This is a genomic window from Neisseria bergeri (assembly GCA_003044455.1).
GTDB classification, from domain to species: Bacteria; Pseudomonadota; Gammaproteobacteria; order Burkholderiales; family Neisseriaceae; genus Neisseria; species Neisseria bergeri.
This window is the reverse complement of the sequence record POWY01000001.1, coordinates 284,372-296,502: the sequence shown is the minus strand read 5'-3', so window position 1 is coordinate 296,502 and position 12,131 is coordinate 284,372. Positions and strand designations below refer to the sequence as shown.

The window sequence follows — 12,131 nt, the reverse complement described above, 5'->3', positions numbered from 1 at the left end:
TCATACCGCCTCTTCAACCGCCTGCACAATCCTGTCGGGATAAAGTTTGTTGAGGCAGTCTGTATGCCCCAACGGACATTCCCGCTTGAAACACGGGGAACATTCCAAGTGCAGGCTGACGATTTTTGCCCTGTCGCTCAAAGGCGGCGTATGCGTCGGGCTGGACGAACCGTAAACCGCCACCACCTTCCTGCCCAATGCCGCCGCCAAGTGCATCAGCCCGCTGTCGTTGCACACGACCGTGTCCGCCAACGACAGCAAATCCATTGCCTGCGACAAATCGGTTTTGCCGCACAAATTGACACATATGCCATCTGAAAGGCGGTTGATTTCTTCGGCAATTTCATCATCTTTTTGCGAACCGAACAGCCAAACCTGCCAGCCCGCCGCCGAATAGTGTTTGCCCAACTCGGCAAAATGCCTTGCCGGCCAACGCTTTGCCGGCCCGAATTCCGCCCCCGGGCAAAAAGCCAGAACAGGCTTTCCAAGATTCAAACCGAAAGTTTCGACAGAAATTTCCCGCCGCCGTTCATCAATGGAAAACTCGGGGAATCCCGAATGCCCGTCAAAATCTTCCTGACTCTGATGCGCGAGAGCCGTATATCTGTCCACCATCAACGGCAGACGTTCCTTATCCAGCCTGCGTATATCGTTCAGCAAAAAATAACGGCTTTCGCCGACATAACCTGTTCTTTTTCCGATGCCCGTTGCCAGCGCGATGACTGCCGACTTCAAAGAACCCGGCAACACGATAACCTGATTGTAGCCGCGCCGTCCCAACTCCCTGCCGACCCGCCAACGGCGTTTCAACTCCAACGCACCGTGTCCGAACGGATTTTCAAGAATCTCATTCACTTCAGGCATACGCTCAAACACCGCCATCGACCACTTCGGTGCGAACACATCAATCGTGCAACCGGGGTGAAGTCCCTTCAAACGGCGGAACAAGGGCTGGGTCATCACGCAGTCGCCTATCCAACTGGGGGAAATAATCAGGATTTTGATGGACATAACAAGAAACCGAAATCAGACAGGCGGAATTTTACCGCGAAACCGTTGGAAAACCTATCTCGCCGCATTCCGAACGCCGGATGTGCAAATATGAAAAAGCCCGAACATTCAAGTTCGGGCTTCAAAATTCTGGCTCCCCGACCTGGGCTCGAACCAGGGACCTGCGGATTAACAGTCCGTCGCTCTACCGACTGAGCTATCGGGGAATGGGGCGTATTATAGCGTCCGGAAAAAATGTGTCAATCCTTAATTTTGTCCAAACGGGTAACAAAACTACAAATATATGAATGGAAAAGATATTTAGCCAAATATGCCGTCTGAACGGGAAAACCGGCTTCAGACGGCATATTGGTTCAAATCAAACAATATGGAAGAAACCGCCGTTACACGCAATTACAGCCGTCATCATTCCGTATTTATATTAAGATTACGCCTTGAGATTACGGACAACAGACAGGACGACAAGATGGATACCGTATCGGAACAGCAGACCTCTGCTTTGGGCATCAGCCTGGGGTTTCACGACATCGGCGGCGTATATCGCGCCACGCCGCCCGAGATATGGGAAACGATAGCCGATACTTTGCAGAAAGACGGTGTTTCAGACGGCATTTATCTCGACACGCTGGCAGCCCGCGAACACGGATGCGAAAATCTGACCCTGCCGTCCGCATGGTCGGACGAAACGGAAACCGTTTTGGAAGATGAAAACGGCACACATCGGGTTTTACCCCTCAGCCGCGACGACCACGGCACATACCGACTCGCCCTACCCGACCTCCCTTGCGGCTACTACACCCTTTCGTGCGCTGCCGGAAAAATCCGTCTGATTGTCGCACCGCAATCGGTTTACCGTCCGCCCGAACCAAACTGCGGCGCAAGAATGAACGGGCTGACGGTGCATTTGTACAGCCTGCGTTCGCACCGCAACTGGGGCATAGGCGACTTTACCGATTTACAGAACCTGATGGCTTATGCGGCAGAGAAAAAGCTGGATTTCGTCGGCATCAATCCGCTGCACGCGCTTTTCAGTGCCAAGCCCGCCTTTGCCAGCCCGTACAGCCCGTCTTCGCGCGAATGGCTCAATCCGATTTATCTGGATGTGGAAAAAGTCGGGGCGTTTTCCTACAGCGAAACCCTGAAAAACCGTTTTGCCCAAGAAAAAATGCAGCGGCGCATTGCCGCACTGCGGATTACCGATACCGTAACCTACACGGCGGTTTGGGCATTCAAACGCGAAGCTCTTCAGGCGGCATTCCAAGCATTTGAAACCGAACCGTGCGAAGCCGCCCAAAAGGAACGTGCGGCTTTTGCCGCATTTTCGGAAGAAAAAGGAGCGGCACTGTCGGGATTCGGGCTGTTTGAAGCCCTCGACCAACATTACGGCGGCTGCAACGGCATAGGCTGGCAATCCTGGTCTGCCGAGTTTCACGACCCCGACGGCGAAGCCGTCAAAAACTTTGCCGCCAACTACGGACACGACATCCGTTTTCATATGTGGCTGCAATGGCTTTGCGCGGAACAATGGTACAAAGTGCAGGAAACGGCGGTCAGACTCGGCATCAAGTTGGGGATTTACGGCGATTTGGCGGTCGGCGTGGCGCGCGGCGGCGCGGACACTTGGTTAAACCGCCAAGATTATTGTATGGATATGTCTGTCGGCGCACCGCCCGATCCTTTGTGCCCGACGGGGCAAAACTGGGATTTGCCGCCGCTCAATCCGATAATGCTGAAGCACACGGGTTATGAGAAGTTTGTCCGGCTGCTGCGTGAAAATATGCGGCTTTACGGCATCTTGCGTATCGATCATGTGATGGCTCTGTACCGCCTGTGGTGGGTTGCGGGCGGGACGGCGGACTTGGGTGCGTATGTGCATTACGACGCGGACGTGATGTTTGCCATTTTGGCTTTGGAAAGCCGGCGTAACCGCTGCATCGTCATCGGCGAGGATTTGGGGACGGTGCCCGACCGGGTGCGTTATTTGCTGAACCGTTATCAGGTGTTTTCTTATAAGGTCGTGTATTTCAGCAAAGGCAGGCACGGTTTTGAATTGCCCGATGAATATCCCGAACAGGCGATTACGGTCGTCAGCACGCACGATGTCGCGCCTTTGGCGGGTTATTGGACGGGCAAGGATTTGGAAACCATGTTCCGCCTGGGCACGATTCCCGATGCGGAAACTTTTCAGACGGCATTGGAAGCGCGCGAACACGACAAGGCAGACCTGTTCGACAAACTTAAACAATGCGGCTGTTTGGACAAAGACAGTACAATGCCGTCTGAAATGACGGAAGGGCTGATGTCCGCCATCCACAAATACGCCGCGATGAGCCGCAGCAGGCTGTATGCGGTGCAACTGGAAAACCTGCTGGGCGTGGGCGACAACCTGAATGTGCCGGGCGTTGCCGAGGGTTATCCCAACTGGGCGCGCAAAATGCCTCTTGCACTGGAAGACTTTGCAGATTGCCGAACCATGACCGCCCAACTTGCCATGATTGACGGAGTCCGTATGAAAAAGAACTGCCCAACCCTTTCCTACCGCCAACCCGACCAAGCCGAACGCGACACGGTTGACAGCCTGTTTTTTGCGGCCCACGGCGACGTATTCGCCTATTTGGGACGGCACCGCCTTCCCGAAGGCGGCGAAGTCGTGCGCACGCTGATTCCCGACGCTTCGGCAGTAGATATTGTCAACCGTGAAAGCGGCAGACTGATTGTGCCGTCTGAAAAAATCGATGAGCGCGGATTCTTTGTCGCCGTACTGCCCGATGATGCGCCCGATTATGCGCTGAACGTCTATTACGGCGGAAACGGCAACCCCGTGCGCGAAGAAGACCCCTACCGCTTCCCGTCGGCATTGGAAGAAATGGATTCTTGGCTGTTGGCGGAAGGCAGACACCTGCGCCCTTATGAAACTTTGGGCGCGCATTTTGCCGAGTTGGACGGTGTGAAGGGCGTACGCTTTGCCGTATGGGCGCCGAACGCCCAACGCGTTTCCGTCATCGGAGAATTCAACCACTGGGACGGCCGCCACCATGTGATGCGTTTCCACCGCGACAACGGTATTTGGGAAATTTTTATTCCGGCAGTCAAACCCAATGCCCTCTATAAATTTGAAATCCGCGATGCCGGCGGCAATGTGCGGCAAAAAGCCGACCCGTATGCCTTCGGTGCGGAGTTGCGTCCGAATACCGCGTCTGTCGTGCGCGGTTTGCCGGAAAAAGTCGAAGCCCCCGACTTCCGCGCCCGCGCCAACGCCGTTGACGCGCCCATCAACATTTACGAAGTGCATTTGGGTTCGTGGAAACGCAATCCCGAAAACAACTACTGGCTGACTTACGGACAGCTCGCCAAAGAATTGGTCGCATACGTCAAAGACATGGGCTTTACCCATATCGAACTCTTGCCCGTCTCCGAATACCCGTTTGACGGCTCGTGGGGCTATCAGGCGACCGGATTGTATGCGCCGACCAGCCGTTTCGGTTCGCCCGACGAATTGCGCGCCCTGATTAAAGCCGCCCACGACGAAGGCATCGGCGTCATCCTCGACTGGGTGGTCGGACACTTCCCTACCGACGACCACGGGCTTGCCAAGTTTGACGGCACTGCGCTGTACGAACACGCCGACCCCCGCGAAGGTTTCCACCAAGACTGGAACACCCTGATTTACAACTTCGGCAGGAACGAAGTCAAAAACTTCCTGCAAGGCAACGCCCTGTATTGGATAGAGCGTTTCGGTTTCGACGGCATCCGCGTGGATGCGGTGGCTTCGATGATTTACCGCAACTACTCGCGCAAAGACGGCGAGTGGATTCCGAACCAATACGGCGGTCATGAAAACCTTGAAGCCATCGCTTTCCTGCGCGATACCAACACCATGTTGAAAGAAGAAGTTCCGGCTGCGACCGAAATTGCCGAAGAATCTACATCATTTGCCAACGTAACCCGTCAAGAAGGTTTGAACTTCAGCTTCAAATGGAATATGGGCTGGATGAACGATACCCTGCGCTACATGATGGAAGACCCTATCAACCGCAAATATCACCACAACAAAATGACCTTCGGCATGATGTACCAGTACAGCGAAAACTTCGTCCTGCCGCTTTCACACGATGAAGTCGTACACGGCAAACGCTCGCTGCTCGGACGTATGCCCGGCGACTGTTGGCAGCAATTCGCCAACCTGCGCGCCTACTACGGCTTCATGTACGGCTTCCCCGGCAAAAAACTCCTGTTTATGGGCAACGAGTTCGCGCAAGGCAGAGAGTGGAATTACAACGAAGGACTGGATTGGTTCTTGCTCGACCAAGAAGGCGGCCGGCACAAAGGCGTGCAAGACTTCGTGCGCGATTTGAACCGCGTCTATAAAGACACCGCGCCGCTTTACCAGCTCGACCAATGGCCGGAAGGCTTCGAATGGCTGGTTGCCGACGACGGCGACAATTCCGTCTTCGTCTTCGAACGCCGCGACCGCGAAGGCAACCGCGTCATCGTCATCAGCAACTTCACGCCTGTGGTACGCGAAGGCTACCGCTTCGGTGTGAATTCTGCCGGCGGATACCGCGAAATCCTCAATTCAGACGGCCTGCATTACAAAGGCAGCGGTGTTTCTGCCGGCGCAACCTTGAAAACAGAAGAAGTTTGGTCGCATGGCAAACCAAATTCCCTGTCCGTAACCGTACCGCCGTTGGCAACGGTTTACCTGTATCAGGCGGCACAAAGCCAAACCGGGGCGGAAAAAACCTCCGATGCCGTCTGAAAGGCGGACGGGGCTTGAACCCCTCAAGCCCCGTTGTCCTCCGCGCCCGTCAAAACAATGCCGTCTGAACTTCGCCGCGTTCCAAAGCCAGTAAAAACTGTTTGCGGTTCAACCCGCCCGCGTAGCCGGTCAGTTTGCCGTCGCTGCCGATGACGCGGTGGCAGGGAATCAAGATAGACACCTTGTTCTGCCCGTTTGCAGCGGCAACGGCGCGGACGGCTTTGGGATTGCCCAAACGCTGCGCCTGCTCCTTGTAGCTGCGCGTTTCGCCGTAAGGAATCGCCAAAAGCGTGTCCCACGCCTGTTTTTGAAACGCCGTACCAATCATTTCCAAGTGCGTGGCAAAGGTTTTCAGACGGCATTGGAAATACAAGTCCAATTCCTGCCGCAGAAGTTGCGTCCGCTCATCTTCCCGAAACACAAACCGTCCGCGCAAGGCTTTTTGGACAGCAATAATTTCCTGCTCCATATGTTTCTGCCCGACAAACTCCAGCAAACACAAGCCGTTACCGCCGAACACCGCCAACATCTCGCCCAAAGGCGTGGCAATGGCGGCAGTAGTTAATTCGTTCGGGCTGTCAGGATAACTCGCTTCCAACATGCGGATGGCTCGGCGGATGCGGACATATTCTTCAGGCGCGCAACCGATACGGTCGATAAAATCCTGCTCGAACTGCTTGGCTTCGTGTTCCGTCAGATTGGGATACGGCATGACTTCGCACTCAAAAACTTGGGTTTCGAGCCAATGGCGGATTTCATCCCATTTTGACGGCAGGTTGTTTAAGGAAGGCAGGGTAATCATTCGTTTGCTCCGTATCTCTATCATGGATTTGACGGCAAAATCCCCAATTTTCGCCATTCCCGCACGCTGATGCAGGAACGGGCTACGACGTAAATCTTGAGGGTTAGGTTGCGGCAATTCCTAAATATTCGATATTTCTAAAGCATCAGGGAAAGGAATTAAAGATTTCAGACGACCTGCGAAGGGTCATCTGAAACCACGGATTTTTGCATTTGCGCATTTCGGCACATCATCCAACCGTTTCGGCACATTCCTGCCGCCGTTGACAGCCTATAATGAATCCACTTATTCATCAAGCAAAAGAATCATCTATGCAAACCCGCATCCTCTCCGCCGTACTGCTGGCTTTTTCAACCGCTGCCTTTGCCGAGGGCGCATTCACGCTGCAATTCGACAACCCGTCCGAAGACGGCGGCTTCACGCAAAACCAGCTTTTGAGCGCGCCTTACGGTTTCGGCTGTTCGGGCGGCAATGCTTCGCCCGCGCTGTCGTGGAAAAATCCGCCCGCAGGGACAAAAAGTTTCGTCCTGACCGTTTACGATAAAGACGCGCCAACCGGCCTGGGCTGGATGCATTGGGTGGTCGCCGACATTCCCGCCGATGTCCGCCGCCTGCCCGCAGGCATTACCGCGCAAGGCGGCAGGCTGCCCAAAGGCGCGCTGCAAACCCGCACAGACTTCGGCACGCCGGGCTACGGCGGCGCATGCCCCCCCGAAGGCAGGAAACACCGCTACGAATTCACGCTCACCGCGCTGAAAGTCGCCAAGCTGCCGAACATCACCGCTGAATCCACACCCGCGCTGGTCGGTTTCTTTACTAAGGCAAACAGCTTGGGAGAAGCGAAATTCACGGTAGAACACCGACGCTGACCTGCCCCGTGCGCCGATATGCCGTCGGCCCCGCTTCCGAGCGGACCGCTGACGGTACGCAACCGAACCGCTCTTTGAAGCGCGCACTGAAACGGGACGGACAGTCATAGCCGACCGCGTCGGCAATCTGCGCCACCGGCCATTGCGTAACCTGCAACAGCGTCAGCGCGCGCATCATGCGTACATCCGTCAGCAGCGTACGGAAATTCGTGTCCTGCCGCGCCAACCGCCGCCGCAACGCGGCCTCGCTGCAATTAAGCCGCTGCGCCAACATCGCCGACGACCAGTCCGCAGCCATATCGGCGGTAATCAGTTTGCGGATTTGCCGCATCAGGTTGACGCCTTCGTACACGGCAAAACCGATGCCGTCATGCTGCAACCACGCCAACACGCCGCAAAGCGCGGCCTCCGCCGCATTGTGCGGCACTTCTTCATCCGCCAGCACCGCAGCCGCATAATCAAACGCCGCGTTCATCCGCCCGGGGTGCGGCAGCTTCACCGCATCGCACACTGCCTGCGCCGTCCCGTATTGTGCGGCAAACCTTTCTATGGCTTCCTGTTCGAAAGCAATCCATTGCGCCTGATAGAGGCCGTCTGAATCGGGAATATTGATGACGTCAAACGTCTGCCCGCCTGCCAAGGCAACCGCCTCACCCGCCGCAATCCCCAATTCGCGCCCCGCCCACCGCAGCTTCTTGCATCCGCGCCGCACGATAACCACGGTTGGTTCATGTACCGCCACGCTGCGGTACAAGGCGGTATGATGTTGCACGATGCCGCCTAAAGCACCCAATCGTTCACGCGTATGAAAGTAATTTGACGGCACGGTTATATTCCTCAATGTTTCAACACACAGGGCTGCACATAAGGCACAGCCCTGTTTACCCTGATTTGGAAAGGGTTACTTCCCAACAATAAACCAAAATCCCACTACCCCGAATGGCCGGGTTTCAACCATATTCCGTCGGCGTGCCTGCAACTTGGCTCCCTCCCCTGTGGGGGAGGGTAAAACGTGGCAGATACAGACAATATTTCCGTTGCCGCCCCGATGCCCTCTCCCCAACCCTCTCCCACGGGAGAGGGAATGGATTGCCGTTTAAATAAATCGTCCTACATAAAAATCAATGCGTTATCTCAAACCCACGTTAGGTCTAATCAAATGGTCGGATATCCGTATCCGACAGCCCATCTTCTTTTCAGACGGCATTGCAAATTTAAGTTTGACGTACGTTCGAAATAAGGCAGTTAATGCAAAGCGAAATTCCGTCGGCGTGCCTGCAACTTGGCTCCCTCCCCTGTTGGGGAGGCTCGGGGAGAGGGTAAAACGGGGCAGATACAGACAATATTTCCGTTACCGCCCCGATGCCCTCTCCCTAACCCTCTCCCACGGGAGAGGGAATGGATTGCCGTTCAAATAAATCGCTCTACATAAAAATCAATGCGTTATCTCGAACTCATGTTAGGTCTAATCAAATTGTCGGACATCCATATCCGACAGCCCATTTTCTTTTCAGACGGCCTTTTCAGCCAACAACCGCGCCAATATCCCCTCATACACCGCCGACAGCTTTGGAATGTCGTCCAGCCGCACGTTTTCGTTGATTTGGTGGATGGTGGCGTTGGACGGGCCCAGTTCGATAAGTTCTTTTGCAATGGCTTTGATGAAGCGTCCGTCCGAAGTACCGCCGGTGGTAGACAATTCGGTCTCTACGCCGCAGGTTTCGGCGATGGCGGCGCGTGCCACGTCGGTCAGTTTGCCCGCTTGGGTCAGGAAGGGCTGCCCTGAACACGACCACTGCAAATCGTATTGCACGCCGTGTTTGTCCAAAATGGCGTGGACGCGTTGTTTCAGCCCTGCTTCGGTAGACTCGGTGGAGAAGCGGAAATTGAATTTGACGTTCAGCTCGCCCGGAATGACGTTGGTCGCGCCTGTGCCGCCGTTGATATTGGAAATTTGGAAACTGGTCGGCGGAAAGTATTCGTTGCCTTCGTCCCAGACTTCCTGCGTCAGCTCTAACAAGGCTGGGGCAAAAGTATGCACGGGATTGATTGCCAAATGGGGATAGGCAATATGGCCTTGCTTGCCTTTGACGGTCAGGTTGCCCGACAGCGAGCCGCGCCGGCCGTTTTTAATCATATCGCCCAATTTGTCCACGGCAGTCGGTTCGCCGACGATGCAGTAGTCAATCAACTCTCCGCGCGCTTTCAACACATCGACGACTTTGGTCGTACCGTCCAGCGCGTCGCCCTCTTCGTCAGAAGTAATCAGAAGCGCAATGCTGCCTTGGTGGTCAGGGTGTTCGGCAACGAAGCGTTCGCAGGCGGTAACGAAGCAGGCGATGCTGGTTTTCATGTCCGCCGCGCCGCGCCCGTATAATCTTCCGTCGCGCTCGGTCGGCTCGAACGGGGGCGAATCCCATTTTTCAACAGGGCCCGTCGGCACAACGTCGGTATGCCCTGCAAAACAGATGACGGGAGCTTTCGTGCCGCGTCGCAACCAGATGTTTTTGGTGTCGCCGAAATGGAGTTCCTCAGCCGCAAAACCGATTTTGTGCAGGCGTTCGGCAAGCAGTTGTTGGCAATTTTGGTCATCCGGCGTAACGGACGGTCGGGCAATCAATTCTTTGGCGAGTTCTAGGGATCGGGTTTCGGTCATTTTTCGGCTTTTCTGTTTGAGATGCCGTCTGAACGGAGTTTCAGACGGCATTTGATGTTGAATGGAACGGGCTAACGATAGCGAAGCGGGTTCTTCAGGTCAAGCACCATGACACGCTTCGTAAAGCGGCAGCAAATCTTCCACTGTTTCCGCTATCCATTTCACGACATCCTGCCTGCCCAAATCGTCGCGCTCGATGTGTTTGCCGATGCAGAAGAAATCTTCGTCGTTTTGCAACCTTCGGTCGGATTCATTTTGCTGCGCGACGGTGCGGTAGTCGTCGTATTCGCTTTCCGCACCGTGCCACATATCGAATGCGGCGTATTTGTCGGTATCGAAATCATCCAGCCAGCGGTTGTATTCCGGCAGCGCAATCGGCGACACGTCGGCTTTGTAGCAGTGCCAATCCAAGCTGACGCTCAGACGGCGGCGGTTAAGTAGTATCGACAGGATGGCAGCAGAGTTCTTGTATTGGGCGTATTTGAAATAGGCAAAGAAATGGGCGCGCACCTGCCAGCCGTTGCACCAGCGTTCGATATGCGGCGGGGCGAAAGGTTCGCCCAATTCGGCGGCAACCTGCTGAATCAACTGCTGCCATATCTGCCAGTTTTCCTTGTAATCGGCTTTGATTTGCGGAATGCTTTCGGGCTGGTATTTCTTGAGCTGGGCAAACTGGAAAAACGGGATATTGAACAAATCGCAGCTTTTCGGGGTCAGCATGGTTGGCTTCCTTTTCAGACGACGTGGTTGTGTTACGGGGATACTGGGGTCGCCTGAAACTCTGTTTTCAAGTTTTAAGACGACCTTTGTTTGAAGAAACGGTAATCTGTAAATGACCTTATCTGCGCCTGCGCGCCGCCATGATTTCGCCGATTTCGGTCAGTTTCTCTTTGGGGATAAACATCTTGCCCATGTCGAACAAGGGTTCTTCAATCGCCAAATGAACATCATATCCCGCCACAAAGCGTTTGAACGCTTCCGCATCAGGGATATAGACGTTGTCTGCTTCGAGTTTGGCAAATTCGGCAGCCACGGCGTCCCAGTTGCCATGTAGGCTCACATGTTGGCGCAAAAGCTCATCCACGCTTTCTTGGGCTTGCGGCGCGTATTGCAGCAGGAGCGGGAAAAAGTTTTCTTCCTCGTCTTCATGGTGCAGCGGCGCGGCAACGTTGAAATACTGGGCGATTTGGCGGATGGTTTGCAAAACAATCTGATTGCAGCCGTTTTCGGCGATATAGTCCGACAGCATGGCAACTTGTCCGCAGAAACGGCGCACTTTGCCGTGGCAGGCATACAGCATTTCAATCGGTTCGGCAAAGGTAACGCTTTTGGTTTCAAACGGATTCATGGTTTTTAGGTTTTATTCTTAAATTAACGTTTCCAAATTATAACAAAACAGCCTGCGCAAGGCAGGCTGTCTGTTTTCAAGCTTTAGACGGATTAGTCAACCAAAGTAACTTTACCGTTCATCAAAGCACCGTGACCCGGGAAGGTGCAGGCAAATTTGTAGTCGCCGTCAGCCAATTTGGCAGGATCCAAAGTCAGGGAAGACTCTTCGCCGCCGCCGATCAGTTTGGTGTGGGCAATAACGCGTGCATCGTCAGGTTTAACATAATCGGTATCGGCAGCACCTACGCCGTCTTTAAATACGCCGTCCATGTCTTCAGCTTTGGCAATCACGAGGTTGTGACCCATGCTGGCTTTGGGTTGCGTACCGGTATGTTTCAGAGTGATGGTGAACTCTTTACATGCTTTGCTGACTTGGATGTCTTTGGTGTTGAACTGCATATTGTCGTTGGATTCGACAGTTGCCGCACAGTTACCGGCAGCAGGGGCTTCGGCAGCATCTGCAGGAGCAGCATCTGCAGGAGCAGCATCTGCAGGAGCAGCTTCGGAAGCGGGTGCTTCGGAAGCGGGTGCTTCAGCAGCAGGAGTTGCCTCGGCAGCAGGCGCGGCAGGTTCTTGAGAGCAGGCAGCCAAACCGATAACGGCGGCAGAAATCAAGGCCAGATAAGCTTTCATGGTAAATCTCCA

9 protein-coding genes and 1 tRNA gene are annotated in these 12,131 nt (G+C 54.6%); 2 read left to right on the top strand and 8 right to left on the bottom strand.

Annotation, left to right across the window (positions count from 1 at the left end):
* Both waaF and DBY86_RS01665 read right to left on the bottom strand, forming a co-directional pair.
* Nucleotides 1-1,011: a lipopolysaccharide heptosyltransferase II gene (waaF, locus tag DBY86_RS01670; protein ID WP_107818659.1), complete on the bottom strand. Its 1,011-nt coding sequence runs from the start codon at nucleotides 1,009-1,011 to the stop codon at nucleotides 1-3.
* A gap of 130 nt (nucleotides 1,012-1,141) precedes the next feature.
* Nucleotides 1,142-1,217, bottom strand: a tRNA-Asn gene (locus DBY86_RS01665).
* Between the two features lie 260 nt (nucleotides 1,218-1,477).
* Between DBY86_RS01665 and glgB the strand changes: the two genes are divergently transcribed.
* Entirely contained in the window at nucleotides 1,478-5,770 is a 4,293-nt protein-coding gene (gene glgB, locus DBY86_RS01660; protein WP_107818853.1) for a 1,4-alpha-glucan branching protein GlgB, read from the top strand.
* 49 nt (nucleotides 5,771-5,819) lie between these two features.
* On the opposite strand, the gene DBY86_RS01655 is transcribed toward glgB, so the two are convergent.
* Nucleotides 5,820-6,629: a methylated-DNA--[protein]-cysteine S-methyltransferase gene (locus DBY86_RS01655; protein ID WP_107818658.1), complete on the bottom strand. Its 810-nt coding sequence runs from the start codon at nucleotides 6,627-6,629 to the stop codon at nucleotides 5,820-5,822.
* A 254-nt stretch (nucleotides 6,630-6,883) separates the two neighbouring features.
* On the opposite strand from DBY86_RS01655, the gene DBY86_RS01650 reads away from it, so the two are divergent.
* Nucleotides 6,884-7,441: a YbhB/YbcL family Raf kinase inhibitor-like protein gene (locus DBY86_RS01650; protein WP_025457780.1), complete on the top strand. Its 558-nt coding sequence runs from the start codon at nucleotides 6,884-6,886 to the stop codon at nucleotides 7,439-7,441.
* Here the strand turns inward: DBY86_RS01650 and DBY86_RS01645 are convergent.
* The 5 genes from DBY86_RS01645 to azu form a co-directional block, all read right to left on the bottom strand.
* The gene (locus DBY86_RS01645; protein WP_192884728.1) at nucleotides 7,419-8,234 is read right to left on the bottom strand and encodes a helix-turn-helix transcriptional regulator; all 816 of its coding nucleotides are present in this window, start codon (nucleotides 8,232-8,234) and stop codon (nucleotides 7,419-7,421) included. The genes DBY86_RS01650 and DBY86_RS01645 overlap by 23 nt on opposite strands.
* 717 nt (nucleotides 8,235-8,951) lie before the next feature.
* Nucleotides 8,952-10,097, bottom strand: a complete 1,146-nt coding sequence (gene dapE, locus DBY86_RS01640) for a succinyl-diaminopimelate desuccinylase (protein ID WP_107818656.1) — start codon at nucleotides 10,095-10,097, stop codon at nucleotides 8,952-8,954.
* 99 nt (nucleotides 10,098-10,196) lie between these two features.
* On the bottom strand, nucleotides 10,197-10,817 hold the full coding sequence (locus tag DBY86_RS01635) for an HI_0552 family protein (protein ID WP_107818655.1): 621 nt from the start codon (nucleotides 10,815-10,817) through the stop codon (nucleotides 10,197-10,199).
* Nucleotides 10,818-10,935: 118 nt separating this feature from the next.
* Nucleotides 10,936-11,445 carry a hemerythrin domain-containing protein gene (locus DBY86_RS01630; RefSeq protein ID WP_107818654.1) on the bottom strand — a complete coding sequence of 170 codons (510 nt, stop codon included), beginning with the start codon at nucleotides 11,443-11,445 and terminating at the stop codon, nucleotides 10,936-10,938.
* Nucleotides 11,446-11,537: 92 nt separating this feature from the next.
* The gene (gene azu, locus DBY86_RS01625; RefSeq protein WP_107818653.1) at nucleotides 11,538-12,119 is read right to left on the bottom strand and encodes an azurin; all 582 of its coding nucleotides are present in this window, start codon (nucleotides 12,117-12,119) and stop codon (nucleotides 11,538-11,540) included.
* Between the last annotated feature and the right edge of the window lie 12 nt (nucleotides 12,120-12,131).

Coding starts and splice junctions, on each gene's coding strand:
- waaF (WP_107818659.1), bottom strand. CDS start 1,011: ATGTCCATCAAAATCCTGATTATTTCCCCCAGTTGGATAGGCGACTGC.
- glgB (WP_107818853.1), top strand. CDS start 1,478: ATGGATACCGTATCGGAACAGCAGACCTCTGCTTTGGGCATCAGCCTG.
- DBY86_RS01655 (WP_107818658.1), bottom strand. CDS start 6,629: ATGGCGAAAATTGGGGATTTTGCCGTCAAATCCATGATAGAGATACGG.
- DBY86_RS01650 (WP_025457780.1), top strand. CDS start 6,884: ATGCAAACCCGCATCCTCTCCGCCGTACTGCTGGCTTTTTCAACCGCT.
- dapE (WP_107818656.1), bottom strand. CDS start 10,097: ATGACCGAAACCCGATCCCTAGAACTCGCCAAAGAATTGATTGCCCGA.
- DBY86_RS01635 (WP_107818655.1), bottom strand. CDS start 10,817: ATGCTGACCCCGAAAAGCTGCGATTTGTTCAATATCCCGTTTTTCCAG.
- DBY86_RS01630 (WP_107818654.1), bottom strand. CDS start 11,445: ATGAATCCGTTTGAAACCAAAAGCGTTACCTTTGCCGAACCGATTGAA.
- azu (WP_107818653.1), bottom strand. CDS start 12,119: ATGAAAGCTTATCTGGCCTTGATTTCTGCCGCCGTTATCGGTTTGGCT.